This is a genomic window from Amycolatopsis sp. CB00013 (genome assembly GCF_001905755.1).
Taxonomy (GTDB): Bacteria; Actinomycetota; Actinomycetes; order Mycobacteriales; family Pseudonocardiaceae; genus Amycolatopsis; species Amycolatopsis japonica.
On sequence record NZ_LIWC01000003.1, the window covers coordinates 1,364,764 to 1,388,204 of the forward strand.

The window sequence follows — 23,441 nt, forward strand, 5'->3', positions numbered from 1 at the left end:
CGTCAGCAGCCGGGTGGCGGCGCCGAGCGGGGCGGGCCGAATTCCAGGCGCAGCTTGTCGGTTTTCGGGATCACGAACGCGACACCGGTCGAGGCCCGCCAGTTCGCCGGGAGGAAGACGTACTGGCCACTGGACTGGAGCAGCAGCTTCAGCCCGGTGTACCGGTACTTGTAGGCCGATTCGGGGTCGGCGCATTTCACCTGCAGGACACCGTTCGCGGTCAGGTTGAGGCTTTCCGCGCTGTACAGGGTCGCGGCCGGTCTGGTCGCGATCACCCCGGAGGCCTCGAAGGCGCGGCTCGTGCCGACGGCTCCCGAGTAGTCGCCGACCGCCCAGAAGAGGCCGATGCTCACCAGGACGTAGCCGGTCACCAGTTCCGCGACGCTCGACCGGGTGCTTCCCGTTCTGTGCGCGGTCCAGTGACGCCAGGAGAACAGCACCATCAGGACCCCGATCGCGAAGCCGATCCCCGGCGCGCCGGGCCGGTCGCGGAACGGCTCCGGGTCGAGGGCGATCGCGGTCGTGACGGCGAGCAGCGCGAGGCCGAGGACGCCCGCGACGGGGGAGCAGATCCGCAGTAGCCGGGCCCACGAACCCTCGCCGAGGCGGATCTTCAGGAACCGGGTCAGGACGAGGAACACCAACGCGGCGCCCGCGGCGGCGGTCAGGGGCAGGAGCACTCCGTCGACGCCGCGCCCGAAGATCTCGTCCGGTGTCTGGCCGAGCAGGGTGTAGTGCACACGGAAGTAGATGAAGTACGTCTGCGTGTAGACGAGCCCGAAGTAGTAGAGCAACGCGGTGAGCAGGGTCGTGTTGGCCAGCACGGTGCCGACCAGCCTGAGCGCGTGCGACGGGCCCGCCGCGGATTCGGACTCCGGCGGCGTGGGGGCGCGCAGCCCCCGGCGTAGTGGCCGCCGGGTGCTCATCCGCCGGTGGTTTCGCTCGGCTGCGAGCTTTCCGACTTCGGCGGCGCCGAGCTTTCCTCCGTGGTCTCGGTTTCGCAGGCCCTCGCCCGGATCGTGATCGTCTTGCCGGGGTAGACCGGATTCGGGCCGATGCTGCGGATGCAGTTCCCCTCGCCCACGACCACGACCGAGACCCCGCATCGCCGGGAGCTCTTGCAAAGACGTTCGAGGTTCTGCTCGATGGCGTCCTTGGCGGTGGCGGGGTCGGTGCCGAGCAGGTCGCTGTTGTACCTGATCGGGCTTCCGGGCACGACGCCGGGCGGAGGGGAGTCCTTCGTCGGGCCCGGTCCCGTCGGCGGGGCGTCGGAAGACGCCGTCGGAGCCGTCTCCGTGGTGATCCCGCTGTCGGTCGTCAGATCGCCCGGCGCCGTGTCGCGGGGCGCGGACGTCCCGCCGCAGGCGGTCGCGAACCCGAGTGCGGCGATCGCCATCGCCACGCTGAACAGCCGTTTCATGGACCTCACCGTCCTCGGAAAAGACGTCCTTCTGGGTAAGGACGCGGAACGAGGAGCCCCTGATACGTCCCGCGCTGGTCCATTCGGGCGTATTACCCGCGATTCCGCCCTTTCGGGCAATCCCGGGTGGACCGGGGCGCGACAACTTCGCCGCGTGGCCTTCCGACACGCCCGAAATTATGTTAAGAAACTTTACTAACTAACAGGGAGGCGCGTTTTGAGTTCATCCCCGCGGCCGGGGCTCGAGCGGAAGATCGGGCCGCTCCAGGCGACCGCCATCAACATGACCCAGATGTGCGGCATCGGCCCGTTCGTCACCATCCCCGCGATGGTGGTGACCCTCGGCGGCCCGCAGGCCATGTTCGGCTGGCTCATCGGCGCGGTCATCGCGCTGGCCGACGGCCTCATCTGGGCGGAACTCGGTGCCGCCCTCCCCGGTGCCGGCGGCACCTACGTCTACCTGCGCGAGGCGTTCGGCGTCCGCACCGGCAGGCTCATGCCGTTCCTCTTCGCCTGGAGCGCGGTGCTGTTCATCCCGCTGATCATGTCCACCGGCATCATCGGCCTCGTCCAGTACCTCGGGTACCTGATCCCCGGTGTCGCCGACGACGGCGGGACGACGACGCTCGGCAAGGTGATCGGTCTCGGGATCATCGCCCTGATCGGGCTGGCGCTGTTCCGCAAGATCGGCGAGATCGGGAAGCTGACCACCGTCCTGTTCGGGATCATGCTGTTCGCCGCGCTTTCGGTGATCGTCGCGGCCTTCACGCATTTCGACGGCGCGCAAGCGTTCGCCTTCACGCCGGGCGCGTTCTCGTTCGACGGCGGCGCGTTCTGGGCCGGGCTCGGCGCGGGCCTGATCATCGCCATCTACGACTACCTCGGCTACAACACCAGCGCCTACCTCGGCGGCGAGGTGCGCGACCCGGGCCGGACGCTGCCGCGCTCGATCATCCTGTCGATCCTCGGCATCATGAGCCTGTACTTCCTGCTGCAGCTCGGCGTTCTCGGCTCGGTCCCGCTGGAAGAGCTGAAGAACGCCACGTCGGTCGCCTCCACCGTGCTCGAACAGGCGTGGGGCACGGGCGCGGCCAAGGTCATCACCGTGTTCATCGTGATCGCCGCGATCGGTTCGGTGTTCGCCGGCCTGCTCGGCGGTTCGCGGGTCCCGTTCGAAGCCGCGCGCGACAAGGTGTTCCTGCCGGTGTTCGCCAAACTGCACCCGAAACTGAACCTGCCGACCGCCGGTGTGCTGACGATGGGCGCCATCGCCGCGATCGGCTCGCTGTTCACGCTGACCGCGGTGATCAACGCGGCGGTGACGGTTCTGGTGCTCATCCAGTCGCTCGCGCAGGTCGCGGCGATCGTGGTGCTGCGGCGGCGACGGCCGGAGCTGGAGCGGCCGTACCGCCAATGGCTCTACCCGATCCCGACGATCATCGCGCTGCTCGGCTGGGTCTACATCTACTTCTCCGCCACCTGGCTCTCGATCGGGCTTTCGGTGGGCTGGATCGTGCTGGGCGTGGCGGCGTTCCTCGCCTACGCGAAGGCGGAGCGCGTGTGGCCGTTCGGGCCCAAGGGGATTCAGGAATCGTTCGCGGGGGCGACAGAGGGGAACGGGCAGTGACGGGGGAAGAACTGATCCTGGGGATCGACTTCGGCGGGACGAAGGTCGCGATCGGGCTGGCGGACAGAGCCGGGAGCCTGCTGGTCACCCGGAGGCTCGACACCGACGCGCAGGCGGGCGCCGAACAGGTGGTGAGCCGCGCGCTCGCCGCGGCGCGGAAACTGCTCGCCGACGAAGGCGCCGCGGACCGGCTCGCCGCGATCGGCGTCGTCAGCCCGGGCATCGTGCTGGAGGACCGCATCCTGCTCGCGCCGAACGTGCCGGGCTGGGAGGAACTGCGGCTGCGCGAACTCGTCGCGGCCGAGTTCGAAGGCGTCCCGATCGAGGTGGGCACCGACGCCAAGGCGGCGGCGCTCGCGGAATGGCGTTGGGGGGCACTGGCGGACACCGATCCGGCGGTGTTCCTCTCGCTGGGGACCGGGATCGCCGCGGCGGTCCTGGTCGGCGGCCGGCTGCTGGCCGGCGCCAACGGCGCTGCGGGAGAGATCGGGTACAACCTCCTCTCGCCGCAGGACACCGACGGTTTCGCCAGCGGAGCGGCGCCGCTGGAGGAGGCCGTCGGTGGGCGTGGGCTGGGCGGCCGGGCGAGTGTGCTGCTCGGCCGCCCGGTAACCGCGGGCGAACTGTTCGGCCTCGCCAGGGAGAACGCGCAGGCGAAGGAACTCGTCGGCGCGGCGCTCGACGAACTGTCGATGCACGTCGCGAATCTCGCCATCGCGCTCGACCCGCAGCGCATCGCCGTCGGCGGGGGACTGGTGCGCTCGGCCGACATCCTGCTGCCCGCGTTGCGCGAGCGGCTGGCGCGGGCCGTGCCGTTCCCGCCGGAACTGGTGTCGGCGAAATTCGACCAGGACGCGTCCCTGCTGGGCGCGATCGCGATCGCGCTGGACGCGTAGCGAGATCACCGACCGAAGCCGCCGGGCTTCCGCTAGATCCGATCTAGCGGAAGCCCGGCGGCTTTCTCGCGCCTGAGGGGTGAGGCGAGAGGAGGTCGGTCATGGACGTCAGTCCGCTGCGGGTCGCGGTGATCGTCGGCAGCACCCGTGAAGGACGGGTGGGGGACACCGTCGGCAAGTGGTTCACCGGCCAGGCGGAACACCGGGAAGACCTCGTCACCGACGTGCTCGACCTGGTCGACTTCGACCTGCCCTCCGGGCTGCCGGAGCATCCGACGCACGACATGAAGCGGTTCGCGCGGCTGGTCGACGAGGCGGAGGCGTTCGTCGTCGTCACCCCCGAGTACAACCGCAGTTTCCCCGCGTCGCTCAAGCAGGCGATCGACTGCGCCTACGACGAGTGGCGCGCGAAGCCGGTCGGCTTCGTCTCCTACGGCTACCGCTCGCAGGGGCTCTACGCCGTGGAGCAGCTGCGCACGATCTTCACCGAGCTGCACACGGTGACCATGCGCGACACGGTGGCCTTCAACCTCCTCGACGGCACCCTCTTCGACTCCGACGGGCAAGTGCAGGCCGTGACCACCCTGCTCGACGCACTCGCCTGGTGGGGCCTCGCTCTGCGCGACGCGCGTGCCGCCCGCCCCTACGTCTGCTGAAAGCTTCTGAAAGGAAACGGAAAATGAGTGAACTGGCCATCGAAGCCTCGGGGCTGGTCAAGGTGTTCGGCGAGAACCGGGCGGTCGACGGGATCGACCTGAAGGTCCCGGCCGGCACCGTGTACGGCGTCCTCGGGCCGAACGGCGCCGGCAAGACCACCGCGGTGAAGATGCTCGCGACCCTGCTCCGCCCCGACGGCGGTGAAGCGCGCATCTTCGGCAAAGACGTCGTCCGCGACGCCGACGCGGTCCGGTCCATGGTGAGCCTGACCGGGCAGTACGCCTCGGTCGACGAAGACCTGACCGGCACCGAGAACCTGGTCCTGATCGGCAGGCTGACCGGGCACCGCAAACCGGCCGCCCGCGCACGGGCGGCGGAGCTGCTGGAGGCGTTCGGCCTCACCGAGGCCGCGGGACGGCAGGTGAAGAACTACTCCGGCGGGATGCGGCGGCGGATCGACATCGCCGCGAGCATCCTCAACACCCCGGACGTGCTCTTCCTCGACGAGCCGACGACCGGGCTGGATCCCCGCAGCCGCAACCAGGTCTGGGACATCGTGCGCGCGATCGTGAAGCACGGCACCACCGTCCTGCTGACCACGCAGTACCTCGACGAAGCCGACCAGCTGGCCTCGCGGATCGCGGTCATCGATCACGGCAAGGTGATCGCCGAAGGCACCAAGGGGCAGCTGAAGGCGTCGGTCGGCGCGGGCGCCGTCCACGTCCGCCTGCGCGAGGCCGACCAGCGGCCCGCGGCCGAGTCGTTGCTCGTCAGCACCCTGGAGGCACAGGTGCTCCTGGAGGCGGACCCCGTCGCGCTGACCGCCCGGCTTTCGGGCGAGAGCACCGAACAGGGTGCCGCCGAGCACGCCGCGCGCGCACTGGCCGAACTCGCCCGCGCCGGCATCGTCGTCGACACCTTCTCCCTCGGCCAGCCGAGCCTCGACGAGGTCTTCCTGGCCCTCACCGACCGCACCGCAACGCCTGAGGAGAGTGCAGCTTGAGCACCACGGCAGTCAAAGACAACGAACCCGTTCTCGCGGCACCGAAGGCGGAGGATCTCGCCGCCGTCCTGATCGCGAAGAACCGTCCCCAGCGCCCCAGCGCGCTGTCGGCATCGATCACCTTCGGGTGGCGCGCGATGCTGAAGATCAAGCACGTGCCCGAGCAGTTGTTCGACGTCACGGCGTTCCCGATCATGATGACGCTGATGTTCACCTACCTGTTCGGCGGCGCGCTGTCCGGCTCGCCGACGCAGTACCTGCAGTTCGTGCTGCCGGGCATCATGGCGAGCAGCATCCTGATGATCACCATGTACACCGGGATTTCGGTCAACACCGACATCGAAAAGGGTGTCTTCGACCGGTTCCGCACGCTGCCGATCTGGCGGCCGTCGGCGATGGTCGGCTATCTGCTCGGCGACATGCTGCGCTATCTCATCGCCTCGTTGGTGATCCTCGGTGTCGGGCTGATCATGGGCTTCCGTCCCGCCGGGGGAGTCGGGGGCGTGGCCGCCGCGATCCTCCTGCTGCTGGCGTTCTCGTTCGCGTTCTCGTGGATCTGGACGATGTTCGGTCTGTTGCTGCGCAGCGAGAAGTCGGTGATGGGCGTCAGCATGATGGTGCTGTTCCCGCTGACCTTCCTCAGCAACATCTACGTCAATCCGGAGACGATGCCGGGCTGGCTGCAGGCCTTCGTCGAAGTGAACCCGGTGACCCACGTGGTCGCGGCGGTGCGCTCGATGATGGACGGGAACTGGGACGGCGGCGAGATCACCTGGGTGCTGGTCGCCGGCGCGATCATCCTCGCGGTCTTCGGCACCTTGACGATGCGGCTCTACAACCGCAAGTGAACCGGGGATAGGTCCCCTGGCGGCTCACAACCGCCAGGGGACCTTGTCCTCGGGCGCGTAACGGCACGAAGAACCGGTGGTGACCGACGCGCGCAGGTGCGCGGCCAGCGCCGGATGCTGCTCGTCGAGTTTGCGCAGGGTGTCCCGGATCCGGGCGGTCACCGTCTTGCGGGCGCGTTCGGCCTCGTCGCCGAGCCGCCGGGTGCGGCCGCCGAGCCCGGCCGCGGACCGCAGCTCGGCGAGCAGCGCGTCCCGTTCCCGGTCCAGCGCGGCGGCGCGCGCGTCCTGGCCGAGCCCGGTCGCGGTGTCGATCAGTTCGTCGAGTTCGTCCAGCCGCGCGCGGTACCGGGCCTTCGCCTCGTCGTCGAGGACGGCGTCCCCGCCGAGACTCTTCGTGGCGACGACCACCTCGCCTCCTTCGGGATCGAGCAACCGCACCGCCGTCACCTCCGAGCCCGGCCTGCCGAGCAGGAAATGCAGATCCCGCAAGCCTTTCGAGTCCGGAAGGTGGGTGGTGACGCCGTCGAAGCGCAAGGTCCACACGCTTTCGTCGCGGCGGAACTCGGCCGTCGGCGCCGCCGGGGTCCGCGCGTCCTCGCGCGCCCGCGTCACCCTGGCCACGACCTGCCGCATACCGAGCGCGGTGGCTTCTTCGTCCACTTCGGACAGCAGGGTCGTCGCGGCCGTCGTGTCGCCGTCGAGGTTACGGCCGAGGAGGGCGATCGCCAGCCAGGACTTGGCTTCGGTCGCCCAGACCGTCGCCCTGAGGCGATCCGCGGAGAGCACGGCACCGCGCAGCCGGTCCACCGCTTCGTGCCACCGTTCCTGCGCGAGATCGAGCCTGCCGAGCCAGAGGTCGACCGGGCCGGAGATCTCGCAGCCGTAGAGGGAGACCAGCCACTCCCCGCTGTACGGCAGAAGGAGCGCGCGGGCCGCTTCACACCGTTCGGGATCGCGTGAGATCGCCGCCGTATGCGCCTGACAGCGCAACCACAACGCTTCCAGGTCACGCGGATACGGCTTCACGTCGGCCGCGAGATCGGTGAGCCGGACGGCCTCCCCGACATCCTCGCGCTGAGCCGCGGTGATCGCCTCCAGCAACCGGCTGTAGGCGTACCCGCCGCGGGAGATCTCGCGGTGCAACCCGGCGAGCTCGCCGAACCGCCCCTCCAGGCACCACCGGGCCCACCGCTGCAACTGGTTCAGGTCGCCGAAATGCGGATGCTCGTCCCCCTCGTGGCGCGAGATCACCTGCTGGATGAACGCCTCGGCCTCGGAGAACCGGCCCTGGAGCGTGGCGATGATGCTCTGGTCGATCCGGGACGCCAGCTGCGAACTCGGCGCCCTGCCGGTGGCCGCCAGGGCGAGGAACTCCTGATATTGCTCGAAATACCGGGGATCGCCCTGTTCGAGCAGCGCCACCCACTTGAACGACGCCGCGTAATGCTCCAATTCCGGGTTCGACGTGCGGCGGCCGACGAGGACCAGTTCGTCGGTGAGCCGCTCGCGTTCCGCGGCGCTGCCGGGGCCCCAGATCGCGTCGTGCCGGGCCCACAGACCGAACAACAGGGCGGAATCGTCCTGGTCGTCGCGGGCGGTGATCATGATGTGCGCGGTCAGTTCCTGCGTCATCTCCTCGACGGTGACGTCCCGGCCGGGCTCACGGCCGCACAACCGTCCGTGCGCTTCGGTGAGCACCTTGACCGTCTCGTCGACCCGCAGGCCTTTGTGGTCGGCGCGGATCAGGGTCAAGGCCAGGCGGGCGAGGAGATCGTCGTCGTCGAGTTCGCGGATGAGCACGGAGACGTCGTCGAGGACTTGCCTGCCCTCCTCGGTTTCCTGGTGGCGGGTCAGATGCGCACCCAACTCGAGCGCGATGACCGCTTGCCGCCTCCGGTCGTCGACGATCTCCATCGCCCGCCGGTAATGCGTGGTCGTCTCCTCGATCGCCATCCGGCCGGTGGCGTCGATCGCGGCGGCGAGCAGCAGATCGACGGCCTTGTCCGGATCGAGTTCCCGGCCCGCGAGCAGCGCGTGGCGGGCCATGTCCGCGGGGAAGAGCCGGTCCGACGACGACGGCGCCTCGCGGGCCGCCGCGACGACCGCGGCGTGATGCCTGCGACGGTCCGCTTCGGACAGGCTCGCGTACAGCGTCTCGCGGACGAGGTCGTGGGCGAAGGCGAACCGGCCCTGCCCGTGCACCACGACCAGTCGCGCCGCGACGGCCTGGTCGAGCAGCCGATCCACCTGGGGCACGGGCGCCGACGCCACCCCCGCGAGCAGCCGCCGGTGGAATTCCCTGCCGAGCACGGACGCGGTGGTCAGGAGGGCGAGGACCGGCTGGGGGAGCAGGGAAAGTCGTCTCTGCAGGGCGTCGGCCACGCCTGGAGCGATGGTCTCCGCGGAACCGCCGCTGTGCCACAGCCGCGCCGTCTGCTCGACGAAGAACGGATTCCCGCCGGTGCGGCGGTGGACCTCGGCGACCAGCGCGTCGTCGGGCTCCGCGCCCGCCGTCCTGGCCATGAGCGTGCCGACTTCGTCTGGTTCGAGGCCGGTGAGAGTGACCGAAGTGGCCTTCGCGAGCAACGGCAGCATGAGTGAGCGAAGCGGATGGTCGGTCGCTTCGACCTCGACATCCCGGTACGTGCCGATCAGCAGCAGCCGTTCGAACCAGGTGTGCTGGGCGGCGAACTCCAGCAGCCGCAGCGACGCGGCGTCGGCCCAGTGCAGATCGTCGAGCACCACGACGACCGGCTGGTCCTGGGAAGCGGCCACCAGCACACTCGTCACCGCGTCGTACAAGCGGAACCCGTCGGCCGCGCCGTCGCCGCGCGCCTCGCCGAGCAGGACGTCCAACGCGCTGTCGGCCATCGCGGCCCAGCAGCGCTCGCCGACCGCGCGCCGCAGCCCGCGGACCACCTGTGTCCACGGCCAGTAGCCCGGAGCGCTCGCGGAGTCCCAGCAGGACCCGTTGAGCACGAGGGCGCCGAGACGCTTCGCCTCTTCGGCGGCGCCGGTGACGAGCGTGGTCTTGCCGATTCCGGCTTCCCCGGTGACCAGCACCAGCCCGCCGTGGCTTTCGGTGGCGCGGGCGATCTCCGCGCGGAGCACCCCCGCGGGATGGTCACGTCCGATGAGGGCGGCTGACATGTCCGAATCCTCCCAGTAGGGTCCGACAATCTCACGACGCGCGTCCGCTGTCAGGCGTTACCTCCGGTCCATCGTGACCGACGGTGACCGACGTCTCCCGGTGGCCGGGAACCCCCGACGGGGGAAATCCGACTTTCTGGACGTGAGCAATCGAGTGGGACGGCGGGTGAACAGCCGTCGAAATTCCTGTCCCGGCGGGCGAAGGCGGCCTGTTGTGCCAGGTCAGGTGGTCGCGGGCTGGAGTAGGGTGCAAAGTATGGGGAGCATTCGCTCGCGCGTGCTGGCTTGGATCGGCCGCCGTTACCTCGCGCGTCAGCAGAAGAACGGTTTCGACCTGTCCAAGATGTCGGTCATCCCGGACAACGCGCTGCTGCCGCTCAAGCGCGACGGTCTCGATCCGGTGGCCGAGCTGGGCCGGATCCGCGCGGCGGAGCCGATCAGCAAGCTCGACCTGCCGTTCGGGATGAACGGCTGGCTGGTCACCGGCTACGACGAGGCCAAGGCCGTGCTGGGCAAGGTCGGCGAGTTCAGCAGCGACTTCACGAACCTGGTCGGGAACGCCGGCGTGACCGAGGACCAGAACCCCGGCGGGCTCGGATTCGCCGATCCGCCGGTGCACACCCGGCTGCGGCGGCTGCTCACACCGGAGTTCACCATGCGGCGGCTGTCGCGCCTGACGCCGCGGATCGACGAGATCGTCGCCGAGCAGCTCGACGCGATGGAGAAGGCGGACGGCCCCGTCGATCTGTGGGAGGCCTTCGCGCTGCCGATCCCGTCGCTGACGATCTGTGAGCTGCTGGGCGTCCCGTACGAGGATCGCGACGACTTCCAGCGGCTGAGCACCGCGCGGTTCGATCTCTTCGGTGGCGCGGGGGCGTCACTCGGTGCGATGACCGAGTCACTGTCCTATCTGGACGAGATCGTCAAGAAGCAGCGCGCGAAGCCGGGCGACGGTCTGCTCGGCATGCTCATCAAGGAGCACGGCGACGAGATCGACGATCGCGAGCTGGCGGGCCTCGCCGACGGCGTGCTCACCGGCGGGCTGGAGACCACGGCGAGCATGCTCGCGCTCGGCGCGCTCGTGCTGCTCAAGGATCGCGAGCTGTTCGAAACCGTCCGCGGCGACGACGATGCCGTCCACAAGTTCGTCGAGGAACTGCTGCGGTATCTGACCGTGGTGCAGATGGCCTTCCCGCGGTTCGCCAAGGAGGACATGGAGATCGCCGGGGTCCGGATCGCGAAGGGCGACATCGTGCTGGTGTCGCTCAGCGTCGCGAACCGCGACGGCGTCCTCGGCGAGGACATGGAGAAGTTCGACGCGACCCGCGAGCCGACGTCGCATCTCGCCTTCGGCTGGGGCATCCACCGCTGCATCGGCGCCGAACTGGCCAGGATGGAACTGCGCACCGCGTATCCCGCGCTGATCCGCCGGTTCCCGGAGATGCGGCTGGCGGTCGAACCGGAAGAGGTCGGCTTCCGGAAGGTCTCCATCGTCTACGGCGTCGACGCGTTGCCCGTGCTGCTGGACTGATCTTTCAGGCGACTCCTCTCGGGCGGAACTGGATGCTGATCCTCGGGCCGACCGGTTTGGCGGTCTTGGGGACGGCGTGTTCCCAGGTGCGCTGGCAGCTGCCGCCCATGACGATCAGGTCGCCGTGGCCGAGGGCGTGCCGGACCGTCTCGCCGCCGCCACGCGGGCGCAGCGCCAGCTGGCGGGCGGCGCCGACCGAGACGATCGCGACCATGGTGTCTTCGGTGCGGGAGCGGCCGGTGTCGTCGCCATGCCAGGCGACGCTGTCTCGTCCGTCCCGGTAGAAACACAGACCGGAGGTCACGAACGGCTCGCCGAGCTCGTCCGCGTAGTGCGCCGAAAGCGTCTCCCGCGCCTCCGTGAGGATCGAGTGGGGGAGCGGCATGCCTTCGCGGTAGTAGCTCAGTAGCCGGGGAACGGCGACGACGCGGTCGTACATCTGCCGTCGTTCGGCCTGCCACGGCACGTCTTCGGCGAGCCGGGTGAACAGCTCGTCGGCGCCGGAGAGCCAGCCGGGCAGCACGTCGATCCAGGCGCCGCGGGTCAGCTCGGTGCGCCGAAGCCCGTCGAGCGAGCCGAGCCCGAGCGCGGCGCACTCGTCGAACAGCGAGGCTTGAAGGGCGGGGGTCATGGCAACCGAACCTACCCCGGTTCCGATCATTTGTCGAACGGGTGTTCGAGTGAGTGTAAATGACCTGATTCTGTCGGTGGGGTCGGGCACGATGGTCCACATGATCCACACAGCGACGTCCGCGGACGGAACGCCGATCGCGTTCGAACGACGCGGCGAGGGGCAGGCGCTGGTCGTCGTCGCGGGCGCGGGCAACGACCGGCACGGTGACGAACCGCTGGTCGCTGAGCTGACGGCCGAGTTCTCCGTGGTGACCTACGACCGCCGGGGCCGGGGTGACAGCGGCGACACCGCGCCGTACGCGGTCGAGCGGGAGATCGAGGACCTGGCCGCGGTGGTCGCGGCGCTCGGTGAGCCGGTGATCGTGCACGGCATCTCCTCGGGCGGCGCGCTGGCGCTGCTCGCGGCCGCGGCGGGAGTGCCGATGGCGCGCCTGTCGGTCTTCGAGCCGCCTTATCGCGGCGAGACGGAAGAAGTCCCCGAGGGGTATGCCGACGAGATGCGCGAGCTGGTCGCGGCGGACCGGTGGGACGACGCAGTCGCGCTGTTCACGATGTCCGCGGTCGGCACTCCGGCGGAGGCCGTCACCGCGGCCAAGGCGACGCCGATGTGGGCGGAGCTGCGCTCGTTCGCGCCAACGCTCGTCTACGACGCCTTCGTGATGAGGGATTCCAAGGTCCCGGGCGAACTGGCGTCGATCGCGACGCCCGTGCTCGTGGTGAACAGCAACGGCAGCACCGACTGGTTGAAGGCCGCCGCTCTCGCCGCGGCGAAGACGGTCCCGGGGGCGCGGCAGGTCGAGCTGGACGGGGAGTTCCACAGTGTCGCGCCGGAGCGGCTCGCGCCTGAGCTCAGCGCGTTCTACCGGGATCCTCGATGAGGCGCAGGTAGGCCGCGCCGCGAGGGGAGATCCGGTAGCCGACTTCGAGGCTGAGTGTCAGGCCCAGGTTCTTCAGCTTGCGGATGTCGATCTTCAACGGTTCCTTCTCGCGGCCGAGGAGGTCGGCGAGGTCCTGTGCGCGGCGGCCGGGATTTTCGGCGATGAGCCGCAAGGTCTCGTGCGTCCACGGGCGGCGTTTGTCCATCTTGGACAAGCGCTTGCCGATCGCCTCGACGTCCTTTTCGGACAGTTCGGCGTCCGCGCTGAGCGCGTGCCGGGGATCGGGGCCGACGTAGCGCAGCCGGATCCGGTACACCGGGGCGTGCGCGGGGCCGCGCAGTGTCCCGCGGACCGCGTTCGCGGACTCCGCGCCGGAACGGCGGGCTTCGGCCTCGGTGATGTGGCCGGGGTCGACGATCTCGACCGAGACGACCTCGATCACCCCGGCTTCCAGCCGCATGACGTCGCCGGCGCGGACGTTCTGTTTCGACCAGCGCCGGAAGGTCAGGTCGATCGTCCCGGCCGCCAGTCCTTCGAGGACCGTCAAGGAGAGGATCACCGTCGTTACCCAATCAGCGGGACGCCGGAGCGTCAACGTCTTGTCCGATGACGGTTCGCGCTCGTACAGTCGCAGCCTGGTCCTGGTCTGGACCACCACCGCCGCCCTGAGTGTGCAGGAGGCAGGATGCGGAGACGACTTCGGACCGCCGGGGTGGCCGCGACGGCCGTCCTCGGCCTGATCGCGTCGGCGACGCCGGCGAACGCCCAGGTCGGAACGGGGCCGTGGACGGCGGAGAACCCCTCGTTCACCGTGCAGGAACGCGGATGCGGCCAGGTCGACGGGCTGAACTTCGAGCTGACCTGCTCCACCGGAAGCGGGGACCAACGGGCGGAACGCCGCTACGTGACCTACACCGGCGGGACCCGGCAGTTCGAGGGGTCGTTCCGGATCACCAGCATGGCGGGCAGCCGGATCAGCCTGAAGCAGACCTTCCGCGACGCGCCGACCGCCGGACCGTACTTCATGCTCGCGGTCGAACGCGGCGGGCGGCTCTACGCCGTGCACGGCGGGGACACCCTGGGAAGCGGCGCGACCGTCGGGACGTCGGTGCGGGTCAACACCGTGCACCAGGTCGGGAGCACGCACAAGGTGTACATCAACGGTTCGCTGAAGCAGACCGTCAGCAGCAGCGGCGGGAGCTATTACGACAAGTTCGGCGCCTACCGGACGGCCAGCGGCGCCGGGCCGGTCAAGGTGACCTGGAGCGGGATCAAGTTCTGGCGGAAGTGAGCCGTGGTCGCCTCGTGGTGGCGAGAACGGTTCTAACCGTCCTCGCCACTCACGAGGCTCGGGCCGCGGCGCCATGCGTCGAGATCCGTCCATGCCTGGAGCGTCCGCCTGCTCTCGAACCGGCGGCGTTCCCCGGTGACCGGATCGGTGAACTCGAGGACCTTCGCCAGGAGCTGCAAGGGTTCCGTGAAGTCGTCGAGCGGGGTTTCGGTCAGCTCCGGGTAGAAGTCGTCGCCGAGAATCGGCAACCCGAGACCGCTCATGTGCAGTCTGAGCTGGTGGGTGCGGCCGGTCGCGGGGATCAGCCGGTAGCGGCCGAGACCGTCGCGGTGCTCGATCAGCTCGACGCGGGTCTCGGCATTGGGCGGCCCGTCGATCTCCTGCGCGGCGATGACCCCGCGTTCCTTGACGATGCGGCTGCTGATCTCGCGTGGCATCGCGACGGCAGGATCGTGGCGCGCGATCGCCTCGTATTCCTTGTGCACCAAGCGGTCTCGGAACATCGTCTGGTATTTGCCGCGGACCTCGGGGGTGATCACGAACAGGATGAGCCCCGCGGTGACCCGGTCGAGCCGGTGCGCGGGGGTGAGCCGCGGGAGGTCGAGGTCGCGGCGCAGCCGGACCAGCGCGGTCTGCAGGATGTGCCGTCCACGCGGGATCGTCGCGAGGAAATGCGGTTTGTCGGCGATGAGGAAATGCTCGTCGCGGTGCAGCACGGAAACCTCGAACGGCACCTCGACCTCTTCGGGCAGGTCGCGATGGAACCAGATGAACGAGTCCGGCACGAACGGCGAATCGACGCCCAGCGGCCCGTCGAGCCCGACGATGCGTTCCTCGCGGAGCATCTCCTCGATCCGTTCGGGCGCGACGCGGGGAAGCCGCTCGACGAGGTGCTCCCGCAACGTCGTCCACGGCCCCTCGGCGGGCATCTTGAGCCTCGCGGGATCGAGCCCGTGGCGGGGCGGGAGCGGCGGGCGGAGCTTGCGTCTCATCACCGCGCACTCTAGCCGCGCTCCTGGTCGCGGGCGGCTGCCCGTGGTCTCCCGCGGTGCTCGCCGGTGTCGCGAAAGCCACTTTCGGGACATCAGACGTCGCGAAAGTGGCTTTCGCGACACCGCGGGGTCGTCGACGCCGCAGGACTTGTCCACAGTGGGGCTGGTGTGGCGAGTTGTCCACAGGGCAGGCGAAAGGTACTGGCGACCGACGAGTGGGGAGCCGACGATCATGAGGTGAAATCCGGAGATTGGGCTCGTGATCCCGAGGGGCTCTACCAGCACAGCCGTGGGGGCGTGATCACCGTCGCCCGGTTGACGGAACTCGGCGTTCCGTCGAGGACGTGTTATCGCCGGTGCCGTCCGGGAAAGCAGTGGCGTCGGCTGCTGCCGGGAGTCTTGATGCTGAATTCCGGCGAGCCGACCCGACGCCAGCTGGTCGAGGCGGCCCTGCTGTATGCCGGACCGGATGCCGTGGTGACCGGAGCTGCCTCGTGTCGTCGGCACGGGCTGAAAATGCTGCCGGACGGCGCTTTCCGCGTTCATCTCCTGGTGCCACTCGAACACAAGGTTGGCAGTTCGGGGCATGTGATCATCGAACGAACGACTCGGCTGCCGCAGGCTGTCGTGTCCAGCGGTGTTCCGCTGGCACCTCTGGTCAGATCGGTGCTCGACGAATGCCGTCGGCTCGGCTCGAGGCGAGAGGTTTCCGCTCTGCTGGCCGAGGCGGTGCAGCGGGGTGTGAGCCTTGTGGAGCTGTTCGTCGAACTCGACGCCGGGAGCAGCCGCGGCACGGCGATCCCGCGCGAGGCGCTGCATCGGATCGCCGACGGAGCACGGTCGGCGGCGGAGGTCGACGCGATGAAGGTATGGCGGCTGACCGGCTTGCCGGAACCCTTGTGGAATCACGAATTGCGCGACGAGAACGGCGAATACATCGCGACCGCCGATGGCTACTTCGTGGCGGCGGGTCTGGCCTGGGAGATCGATTCGTACGACTTCCATTTCGGCAAGCAGCAGTACGCCGCGACGGTGGCGAGAAACGCCAGATACGCGGCCGCCGGCATCGTGGTTCTTCAGACCTTGCCCAGTCGCTTGCGAACGGAGCCCAAGCGTGTCGCCGCGGAACTCGTGGCCGCGTATCGTGCCGCCGAGGCCCGTATGCGTCGCGCCGCCTGATCGGACAGGAGCCACGTCTCTTCAGTGTCGCGAAAGCCACTTTCGCGACGTCTGATGTCCCGAAAGTGGCTTTCGCGACATCTTTGGTGGCGGAGCCGAAGAGCGTCAGGAGTTCGGCTGGTCCCGGTACCGCGCGAGGTACCGCTCGGTCACCTCGGCCTCCGCGACCGCGGCGGCCTCCGCGCGGGTCTGGCGCCCGATCCCCGGCGGGAAGCCGTTCTTGGCGAGCCGGTGCTCGATGCTCTCCTCCATGTAGGCCATCGAGTAGAAGTACGCCACGAGCGCGGCCATCAGCACGATCGCCAGCCGCAGGGTGAGCGGGCCGGGCAGGAGCAGCCACACCGCGCAGAGCGGGGCGATCATCACCGTGCTGCGGGCGACGTGCCGCCAGCGCCAGCTTCCGGTGGTCGCGTCGTGGAGGATCCACTCGTGGTAGCGCTCGGGCAGCCTGCCGCCGAGTGAGTACCAAAGCCAGCGGAACACGTCCGGGCGCTTGCGGGGCATCGGGCGACTCCTTCCTTCGATACCATCACAGTACACTAATCATTAGTACGCTAAATATTAGCGTCACCGCTAGGATCGGCGGCATGAACCCGGAGGGCGCCAGATGAAGTCGATCGATCTGGGCGAGGATCCGCTCGCCTTGGAGCGTCAGGTGTGTTTCGCGCTGTCGGTCGCGTCGCGCAGCGTCATCGCCATCTACCGTCCGCTGCTGGAACCCCACGGCCTCACCCATCCGCAGTACCTCGTCATGCTGGCGCTCTGGGAGCGGGGCCCGCAGGCGGTCAAGGACCTGAGCGTCGCCCTGCGCGCCGAACCCGCGACGTTGTCACCGCTGCTCAAACGGCTGGAGACGATCGGTTACGTCACTCGCCGGCGCAGTTCCGAGGACGAGCGGCTGCTCACCGTCGAGCTGACGGAATCCGGTCGCGCGTTGCGCGCGGAGGCGGAGAAGATCCCGTATCGCGTCGTGGAGAAGCTCGGCATGGAGGTCTCCGAGCTGGAGGCGCTGCACAAGGCCCTCACCCGCGTCATCGAAGCCACGGCTTGAGCGAACCGAAACCGGGGTGTGACGAAATGAGGGTGTGAAGCCGCTCCGGGGTGGGTAATTCCCGTCACGCCAACTCAAAGTGACAGGAAGATGAGGGACCGTGACCACCTCGACCCCCGCGCCCACGGAAGCAGGTCTGGAGCTCATGACCAGGCTGAACGCCTACCTGGAGGACGTGGCCGCGGCACTGGGGATACGGCGGGATTCGGGCACGGTCGACCTCACCGGTCCGGTCACCGCCCAGCTGAGGCTCAACTGGCGCCTCCCCGGCTTCCCCGAGCGCGACGTCGACCTGATGTGGCACGAGGAGCACGGCTGGTCGGCAGCCGTGGCGACGCATTCGGACGACGATCACCACGTCGTCGTCGCCTACCTCGGCGGCCGCACGGTGGCGTCGCATCCGCGTCTGGTCGCCAGGTTCGCCGAGACCCTGCGGACCGGCGACCACCAGGATTGCTGGCCCGGTCCGCCGGCGTTGCGCACCGCCGCCGGACCTTCGTCGCTCGCCAAGGAGCTCGCCGCCTGGGCCTGATCACCTAGGCGGGGCGAGGACCACGTCGAGCGCGATCGTGATCTCCCTGCCGATCAGGAATCTCGGCGCGCGGAGACCGATCGCCCGCCGGTCGAAGACGGCACCGGCGAGCACCCGCCAGGTGCCGTCGCCGTTGTCCTCCGGCCCGGTCGCGGTCACCGTGAGGGGGCAGGACTCGCCGCGCGCGCCGAGAGTGCCCTCGACCGACCATCCGTCCGGGCCCTCGTCGACCCGGTCCGCCGCGAAGGTCAGCACAGGCTGCGCGTCGATCGCGAGCAGACCGGGTTTACGCAGGTCGGCATCGCGTTTGGCGTTGCCGGTGTCGATCTTGTCGAGGTCCAGTGCCGCTTCGACGCCGACGACGCCGTCGGCGGAGACCCGCACCGAGCCCAGCCTGACCGGGATCGAGCCGTGGACCACGCGGCACCCGAAGTTTCGGACGGTGAACGTGGCCGAGGTCCGGTCGGCGAGCACGGTCCAGGTGCCGACCCGCGCGGACGTCCCGGCGGTCATCGCGGCTCACCCACCAGGCCGAGCGAGGGCAGGGACGTGTGGAGCACGCGGTGGACGTCGACCCGGTCCGGGCCCGGCAGCAGCGCGGGATCCTCGCCGGGCAGCAACTCCGTCGCCATGATCGTCTTCTGGACCGCTTCCATCGCCTCGATCGACTCGGTGAAGCCGAGAATGAGGCTGGACCGGTCTTCGGCGGTCAGGACGTAGAAGCCGCCGACCCCGTCGAGCCCCCGCACGGCGGGCCGGATCCGCTCGCGTCCGCCGAACTCGGCGGCGTCGGCCTGTTCCTGGGTGAGCGGCCGGTCGAACCAGGTCGCCTGCGCGATCCTGGGCTCGGCCGCGCCGCCTTCGACGTCGGCGACCGCGTACACACGGGCGTCGAAGACATGGGCGGCATGGCGGTCGGCGGCGGCGAGCGCTGACCCGCGGTCGCGCCACAACGCGACGACGAGTCCGGTCAGGCCGCCGACCTGGGCGAGGGTGCAGGTGCCCGGCGACCCGGTGCCGGGATGGAGTTCGGCGGCGAGGGCGTGGCCCCAGCCCGCGGACTCGTCGGCGTGCGAACGCCGGAACTGGTGGACGGTGGCGTACATGGGCTTTTCCTTTCCCGTCGGACGTGCCGACTCTGCGCTCCCGGCGGCCGCCGGACATCAGTGCCAGTACGCAGGGCGATACGGAATCGGGCCCGGAGAGCGATACTCCTTGCGTGAACCGGGAACCGTTCGTGGGCCGGGAGGGAGAACTGGCGAGCCTGCGCGGCAGACTCGCCGACGCCGCCGCGGGCTCGGGCGGGCTCGTGCTCGTCTCCGGTCCACCCGGGATCGGCAAGACCCGGCTGGTCGAGGAGGCGACGGCCGCCGCGTCCGGCGTCGTGTGGGGCCGGTGCGCCGACGATCCGGGTGCGCCGCCGCTGTGGCCGTGGCGCCGCGTCGTCGAGGCGCTGCCGTCGGTCGATTCGGCCGTGAAGACCGCTTTCGCCGACACCGAGGGCGCCGGCGACGTCCAGGCGGCGCGGTTCCGGCTGGTGTCCGCCGCGGCGGACGCGCTGGTGGCCGCGGCGGAACCGGCGGGCCTGGTCGTCGTCCTCGAAGATCTGCACTGGGCCGATGAGGCGTCGTTGCGGCTGTTGCGCCATCTGGCGGGGGAGTTACGGCGCTCGAAGCTGGCCGTGGTCGCGACGCACCGGGACACCGGGCACACTCCCGCGCTGGACGCGGCCCTGCCGGATCTCCTCCGCCGTCCTGGCGCGCGGAGCATCTCGCTGCCGCCCTTGGCCGAGTCCGACGCGCGGGCGCTGCTCACCGGACTGACCGAAGAAGACGTACGCGAGGCCTATCGCCGCTCCGGCGGGAATCCCCTCTATCTCGGCGCGATCGCGCGTTCGGCCGGTGGAGCGGAACTCGGCCACCTCGTGCGGACCGCGGTGGCCTCCCTCGAGCCGGAAGTGCGGCGGCTGCTCGCCATCGCGGCGGTGCTCGGCGAGGACGTCGACGCCGCCTTGCTCGCGGAGGTGTCCGGCCGGTCTGCCGGCGAGGTCGCCGACGGGCTCGATCAGGCCGAAAAGGCCGGGGTGCTGGGTTCCGGCCGGTTCGCGCACGCCGTCGTCCGCGACGGGATCTACGCGGATCTCGGGCAAGGCGAACGGGAAACGTCACACGGCCGTGCCGCGGCCGCGCTCGAAGGACACGCCCGGCGTGAACCCTCGCTCGCCGGGACGGTCGCCGGGCATTGGCTGCGTTCGGCGACCGCGCCGGAGAAGACGGCGGAGTGGGCGGCACTCGCGGCCGCGGAAGCGAACCGGGCATTGGCCTTCGACGAAGCGGCGCGTTTCCTCGCGATGGCGCTCGACGCCCGCGCGAAAGCCGGACTGTCCGAAGTGGACCGTGCCGGGCTGCTGCTCGACCTCGCCGTCGCCGAATACCGGACGGGCAGGTTCGCGCGAAGTCTCGACCATGCCCGGCTCGCCGCCGACGCCGGGCTGATCGCCCGCGCGGCGCTGGTGGTCCGCGACGTCGCGGCGCCGGATCTTCTGCCCGGTATTCGCGACCTCGCCGTCCGCGCGCTCGCGGCCGAAGGGGTCGACCGGACGACGCGGGCCCGCCTGCTGGCGCACAGCGCCTCGGTGGAAGCCGATTACGGCCGGTTCGCCGATGCGGAAAAGCTCGCCGACGAAGCCTTCGCGCTCGCCGAGGAAGCGGGCGATCCGGAGGCGCTGGTCGACGCCGTCCGCGCCCGGATGAAGGTCGCTCCGGACAAGCTGCCGCTGTCCGAACGGCTGCGGCTCGGCGCGCTGGCGGCCGAACTGGGCTCGCGCACCCGGCAGCCGCTGGTTTCCTTGTGGGGCCACAAATGGCGGATCGACGCGGCCTTGGCGGACGGGCGGATGGCGCTCGTCGACGACGAACTCGTCGCGGTGACCACGCTGGCGCGGCTGACGAGGCTGCCGCTGGTGCGCTGGCACGACTTGCGGCTGCGCAGTTCGGTGCTGGCGTTGCGCGGAGACCTGGCCGAGGCGCGCGAGCTCGATCTCGCGGCGGAGGAACTGGCGGACACCGAACTCGCGGACGACTTCTCCGCGAAAGGGATGTCCTACGCGTTCCGCACCCAGCTCGTGCTGCTCACAGGTGACCCCGGGGACCTGCGAAAGGACTACGCGGGTTTGCTGGACCGGGCGCCGCATCTGCCGGTCACCTTGGTCTCGCGCCCGTTGCTGAGCCTGCTCGCGGGCGACCTCGACGAGGCGAGGGTCCGGTACGAACAGCTGGTCCCGCTGGCGCGGAGTCCGGAGTTCGCGCTGCACGCCACCGGCGCGCTACCCAATCTCGTGCCGCTGGTCGAGGCCTTTCGAGACGTCGAGATGGCGGAATACCTGTTGGGGCGCCTCGAAGAGGTGCGGCCGATCGTGTCCGGTGGCGCGGGTGTGTTCTGTACCGGATCGAGCCTGGAGCACCCCGCCCGGCTCAACGCCTTGCTGGGCCGCCACGACGAGGCGGCGAGGCTGTTTGAGCAGGTCATCGCGATCAACGAAGGCATCGGCGCGCGGCCCGGTGTTGCTCAGGCACGGTTGCTGCTCGCCGAAGTCCTCGTCGCCAGGGGCGATTTCGTTCGTGCGCAAGGGATCGCGCGCGAGGCCCTCGACGAGTTCCGGCGGCTGGCCATGCCGGGACCACTCGCGCGGGCCGCGGCATTGCTCGACCGGGTCCGCGCCGAACGCCGCGCCACGGACCCGCTCACCGGGCGGGAACGCGAGATCGTCACCCTGCTCGCCGACGCGCTCAGTAACCGCCGGATCGCCGAGAAACTGGTGCTTTCCGAACGTACGGTGGAAAGCCACGTCCGGAGCATCCTGGCGAAACTGGGCCTGGCGAACCGGACCGAGGTCGTCGCGTGGGCGAGCAGGGAAGGCCTCAGGGACTGACGGTCAGCTTGCCGAGAATGCGCGCGGCGACGGCGTCCAGGTTGTCGTCGAGGAAGAAATGCCCGCCCGGGAACACTTCCAGCTCGAACGAGCCGCTGGTGTGTACGGCCCAGTTCTCGGTGTCCGGCACTTCCAGGACCGGGTCGGCGTCGCCCGCGAGCGCCACGATCGGGCAGCTCACGTCAGGGCCGGGCCGGTACCGGTAGGTCTCGACGGCCTTGTAATCGCCGCGCAGCGCGGGCAACGCGAGCGCGCGGATGTCCGGGTCGTCGAAGATCGTGGGGTCCGTGCCACCGAGACGGCTGACCTCGTTGAGGAAGGTGTCGTCGTCGGCGAGGTGGTGCGCGTTCTCCTTCTGGATGTCCGGGCCGCGGCGGGCCGAGACGAACAACGCCGCCGGCACGATGCCGCGCGCTTCGAGCCGCCGCGCGACCTCGAACGCGGCGATGGCGCCCATGCTGTGGCCGAAGAGGGCGAAGGGTTTCGGGAACGCGGCGACGACGTCCACCAGTTGCTCGGCGAGGACATGCAGGTCGTCGACGACCGGCTCGCCCATCCGGTCCTGCCGCCCCGGGTACTGGGCGGTGTGCACCTCGACGGTGGGTGACAGAGCGGCCGAAAACGAGCGGTACGCGCTGGCGGACCCACCGGCGTGCGGGAAGGCGATGAGCCGCATCCCGGCCGTCGGCGCCGGATGGAAGCAGCGCGTCCAACTGCTCAGAACCTGTCCTGCCATTCGAAAATCCCCCAATCCGCGCGGGAACGACCCGCACGACACTGGAATGTACGGGGGAATCGCGGAATGAGTCCATGCTTGTGCGGGGTTGTTCACGCTGGGAACACTGGACACCGGGGCTCGGCGGATGGGAGCGGATGTGGCGGAGGACCTGAAGATCAGGGTCGGTGCGGGGCTGGGGACCGGGACGGCGCCCGAGGAGTTCGGCGCCGCGGTCGATCTGCTGGAGCGGGCGGGTGTCGACTCGCTCTGGCTGCCCGAGGCGGTGTACTCGCCCAGGATCGATCCGGTCGTCGGGCTGACGCACGCGCTCGCCCGCACCACGAAACTGAAGGTCGGCACCGGGGTGATGGTGCTGCCCGGCCGCGATCCGGTGCTGGTCGCCAAACAACTCGCCTCCCTCGCCGCGCTCGCGCCGAAAAGGGTGCTTCCGGTCTTCGGCCTCAAGCCCGCGCGCGACGCGGAACTGCCCTTGTTCCCGGTGCCGCAAGGCCGCCGCGCCGCGGTGTTCGACGAGTCGTTGCGGCTGATCAGGGCCTTGCTGGAACAGGAGGAAGTGACCTTCGATGGCGAGTTCTTCCGCGTCGAGGGGAAGGGGCTCGGCCTCACCCCGCTCAAACGGCTCGACCTCTGGCTCGGCGGGAAGGCACCCGGCGCGCTGCGGCGGGTCGGCAGGCTCGCGGACGGCTGGCTGGCCAGTTTCCTCACTCCGGAAGAGGCCCGGGCAGGCCGCGAGGCGATCCAGGAGGCCGCCGCCGAGGCGGACCGGGAAGTCGAGGCCGACCACTTCGGGATCAGTCTCCTCGTCGCCGAGGACGGGATCCCGGACGCGCTCGCCGCTTCGGTCGCGGCACGGTCCGGCGCGGATCCGGCCCGGCTGATCGCGGACGGCTGGAGCGCCGCCCGCGACCTGATCGCCGAGCACATCGATGCCGGGCTGAGCAAGTTCGTGCTGTACCCGGCCGGGCCGGAGCCGATCGAGCGGTTCGTGGAGAACTTCGTCGAGCACGCGGTCCCGCTGCAGAACTGAGTGGGTCACCGTGGTCGTGAGTGGCGTTTCGGGTTAGAACCCGAAACGCCACTCAC

The 23,441-nt window shown here is 69.8% G+C and carries 23 protein-coding genes; 13 read left to right on the forward strand and 10 right to left on the reverse strand.

Features of this window, described 5'->3' with window-relative positions; translation table 11 throughout:
- Nucleotides 1-2: 2 nt before the first annotated feature.
- Nucleotides 3-926, reverse strand: a complete 924-nt coding sequence (locus AMK34_RS25950) for a hypothetical protein (RefSeq protein ID WP_038515358.1) — start codon at nucleotides 924-926, stop codon at nucleotides 3-5.
- Nucleotides 923-1,420, reverse strand: a complete 498-nt coding sequence (locus AMK34_RS25955; RefSeq protein WP_073847063.1) for a hypothetical protein — start codon at nucleotides 1,418-1,420, stop codon at nucleotides 923-925. The genes AMK34_RS25950 and AMK34_RS25955 overlap by 4 nt, the downstream gene beginning before the upstream one ends.
- A 217-nt stretch (nucleotides 1,421-1,637) precedes the next feature.
- Here AMK34_RS25955 and AMK34_RS25960 point away from each other — a divergent pair, with 217 nt between their 5' ends.
- From AMK34_RS25960 to AMK34_RS25980, 5 genes are all read left to right on the forward strand, one after another.
- Complete coding sequence (locus tag AMK34_RS25960) at nucleotides 1,638-3,047, forward strand: APC family permease (protein WP_073847064.1); 1,410 nt, start codon at nucleotides 1,638-1,640, stop codon at nucleotides 3,045-3,047.
- Nucleotides 3,044-3,943: an ROK family protein gene (locus AMK34_RS25965; RefSeq protein ID WP_038515353.1), complete on the forward strand. Its 900-nt coding sequence runs from the start codon at nucleotides 3,044-3,046 to the stop codon at nucleotides 3,941-3,943. The genes AMK34_RS25960 and AMK34_RS25965 overlap by 4 nt, the downstream gene beginning before the upstream one ends.
- A gap of 101 nt (nucleotides 3,944-4,044) precedes the next feature.
- A complete protein-coding gene (locus AMK34_RS25970) occupies nucleotides 4,045-4,599 on the forward strand; it encodes an NADPH-dependent FMN reductase (RefSeq protein ID WP_038515352.1) in 555 nt (184 codons plus the stop codon).
- Nucleotides 4,600-4,622: 23 nt separating this feature from the next.
- Nucleotides 4,623-5,603 (forward strand): ATP-binding cassette domain-containing protein, encoded by a 981-nt coding sequence (locus AMK34_RS25975; RefSeq protein ID WP_073847065.1) that lies wholly within the window; start codon nucleotides 4,623-4,625, stop codon nucleotides 5,601-5,603.
- A complete protein-coding gene (locus tag AMK34_RS25980) occupies nucleotides 5,600-6,451 on the forward strand; it encodes an ABC transporter permease (RefSeq protein ID WP_038515348.1) in 852 nt (283 codons plus the stop codon). Before AMK34_RS25975 ends, AMK34_RS25980 begins: the two co-directional genes overlap by 4 nt.
- A 24-nt stretch (nucleotides 6,452-6,475) precedes the next feature.
- Here AMK34_RS25980 and AMK34_RS25985 read toward each other — a convergent pair whose 3' ends face one another.
- Nucleotides 6,476-9,601: an ATP-binding protein gene (locus AMK34_RS25985; RefSeq protein ID WP_073847066.1), complete on the reverse strand. Its 3,126-nt coding sequence runs from the start codon at nucleotides 9,599-9,601 to the stop codon at nucleotides 6,476-6,478.
- Between the two features lie 256 nt (nucleotides 9,602-9,857).
- Between AMK34_RS25985 and AMK34_RS25990 the strand changes: the two genes are divergently transcribed.
- Nucleotides 9,858-11,132: a cytochrome P450 gene (locus tag AMK34_RS25990; protein ID WP_038515347.1), complete on the forward strand. Its 1,275-nt coding sequence runs from the start codon at nucleotides 9,858-9,860 to the stop codon at nucleotides 11,130-11,132.
- Nucleotides 11,133-11,136: 4 nt separating this feature from the next.
- Here the strand turns inward: AMK34_RS25990 and AMK34_RS25995 are convergent, their stop codons facing one another.
- Nucleotides 11,137-11,763, reverse strand: a complete 627-nt coding sequence (locus AMK34_RS25995) for an alpha-ketoglutarate-dependent dioxygenase AlkB (RefSeq protein ID WP_073847067.1) — start codon at nucleotides 11,761-11,763, stop codon at nucleotides 11,137-11,139.
- A gap of 100 nt (nucleotides 11,764-11,863) precedes the next feature.
- Here AMK34_RS25995 and AMK34_RS26000 point away from each other — a divergent pair, with 100 nt between their 5' ends.
- Complete coding sequence (locus AMK34_RS26000) at nucleotides 11,864-12,643, forward strand: alpha/beta fold hydrolase (RefSeq protein ID WP_073847068.1); 780 nt, start codon at nucleotides 11,864-11,866, stop codon at nucleotides 12,641-12,643.
- Here the strand turns inward: AMK34_RS26000 and AMK34_RS26005 are convergent.
- Nucleotides 12,615-13,202: a hypothetical protein gene (locus tag AMK34_RS26005; protein ID WP_073847069.1), complete on the reverse strand. Its 588-nt coding sequence runs from the start codon at nucleotides 13,200-13,202 to the stop codon at nucleotides 12,615-12,617. The two genes, AMK34_RS26000 and AMK34_RS26005, sit on opposite strands and share 29 nt — an antisense overlap.
- Before the next feature lie 126 nt (nucleotides 13,203-13,328).
- On the opposite strand from AMK34_RS26005, the gene AMK34_RS26010 reads away from it, so the two are divergent.
- Nucleotides 13,329-13,934 carry a hypothetical protein gene (locus AMK34_RS26010; protein ID WP_073847070.1) on the forward strand — a complete coding sequence of 202 codons (606 nt, stop codon included), beginning with the start codon at nucleotides 13,329-13,331 and terminating at the stop codon, nucleotides 13,932-13,934.
- A gap of 32 nt (nucleotides 13,935-13,966) precedes the next feature.
- Here the strand turns inward: AMK34_RS26010 and AMK34_RS26015 are convergent, their stop codons facing one another.
- On the reverse strand, nucleotides 13,967-14,926 hold the full coding sequence (locus AMK34_RS26015) for a pseudouridine synthase (protein WP_073847071.1): 960 nt from the start codon (nucleotides 14,924-14,926) through the stop codon (nucleotides 13,967-13,969).
- 402 nt (nucleotides 14,927-15,328) lie between these two features.
- Between AMK34_RS26015 and AMK34_RS43265 the strand changes: the two genes are divergently transcribed.
- A complete protein-coding gene (locus tag AMK34_RS43265) occupies nucleotides 15,329-16,105 on the forward strand; it encodes a hypothetical protein (protein ID WP_241832852.1) in 777 nt (258 codons plus the stop codon).
- 105 nt (nucleotides 16,106-16,210) lie between these two features.
- On the opposite strand, the gene AMK34_RS26025 is transcribed toward AMK34_RS43265, so the two are convergent.
- The gene (locus tag AMK34_RS26025; RefSeq protein ID WP_038515336.1) at nucleotides 16,211-16,609 is read right to left on the reverse strand and encodes a DUF5313 domain-containing protein; all 399 of its coding nucleotides are present in this window, start codon (nucleotides 16,607-16,609) and stop codon (nucleotides 16,211-16,213) included.
- A 103-nt stretch (nucleotides 16,610-16,712) separates the two neighbouring features.
- Between AMK34_RS26025 and AMK34_RS26030 the strand changes: the two genes are divergently transcribed.
- Both AMK34_RS26030 and AMK34_RS26035 read left to right on the forward strand, forming a co-directional pair.
- Nucleotides 16,713-17,156 (forward strand): MarR family winged helix-turn-helix transcriptional regulator, encoded by a 444-nt coding sequence (locus AMK34_RS26030; RefSeq protein ID WP_073847073.1) that lies wholly within the window; start codon nucleotides 16,713-16,715, stop codon nucleotides 17,154-17,156.
- Nucleotides 17,157-17,256: 100 nt separating this feature from the next.
- Nucleotides 17,257-17,688 carry a DUF6292 family protein gene (locus AMK34_RS26035; protein WP_038515331.1) on the forward strand — a complete coding sequence of 144 codons (432 nt, stop codon included), beginning with the start codon at nucleotides 17,257-17,259 and terminating at the stop codon, nucleotides 17,686-17,688.
- On the opposite strand, the gene AMK34_RS26040 is transcribed toward AMK34_RS26035, so the two are convergent.
- Together AMK34_RS26040 and AMK34_RS43355 are read right to left on the reverse strand one after the other, a co-directional pair.
- Nucleotides 17,689-18,201 (reverse strand): YceI family protein, encoded by a 513-nt coding sequence (locus tag AMK34_RS26040; RefSeq protein WP_073847074.1) that lies wholly within the window; start codon nucleotides 18,199-18,201, stop codon nucleotides 17,689-17,691.
- Nucleotides 18,198-18,794 carry a hypothetical protein gene (locus tag AMK34_RS43355; RefSeq protein ID WP_073847075.1) on the reverse strand — a complete coding sequence of 199 codons (597 nt, stop codon included), beginning with the start codon at nucleotides 18,792-18,794 and terminating at the stop codon, nucleotides 18,198-18,200. The genes AMK34_RS26040 and AMK34_RS43355 overlap by 4 nt, the downstream gene beginning before the upstream one ends.
- 113 nt (nucleotides 18,795-18,907) lie before the next feature.
- On the opposite strand from AMK34_RS43355, the gene AMK34_RS26050 reads away from it, so the two are divergent.
- Complete coding sequence (locus AMK34_RS26050) at nucleotides 18,908-21,619, forward strand: ATP-binding protein (RefSeq protein ID WP_073847076.1); 2,712 nt, start codon at nucleotides 18,908-18,910, stop codon at nucleotides 21,617-21,619.
- On the opposite strand, the gene AMK34_RS26055 is transcribed toward AMK34_RS26050, so the two are convergent.
- The gene (locus AMK34_RS26055) at nucleotides 21,609-22,355 is read right to left on the reverse strand and encodes a thioesterase II family protein (protein ID WP_198941740.1); all 747 of its coding nucleotides are present in this window, start codon (nucleotides 22,353-22,355) and stop codon (nucleotides 21,609-21,611) included. The two genes, AMK34_RS26050 and AMK34_RS26055, sit on opposite strands and share 11 nt — an antisense overlap.
- A 139-nt stretch (nucleotides 22,356-22,494) precedes the next feature.
- Here AMK34_RS26055 and AMK34_RS26060 point away from each other — a divergent pair, with 139 nt between their 5' ends.
- On the forward strand, nucleotides 22,495-23,385 hold the full coding sequence (locus AMK34_RS26060) for a TIGR03854 family LLM class F420-dependent oxidoreductase (protein ID WP_083649984.1): 891 nt from the start codon (nucleotides 22,495-22,497) through the stop codon (nucleotides 23,383-23,385).
- The last annotated feature ends 56 nt before the right edge of the window (nucleotides 23,386-23,441 follow it).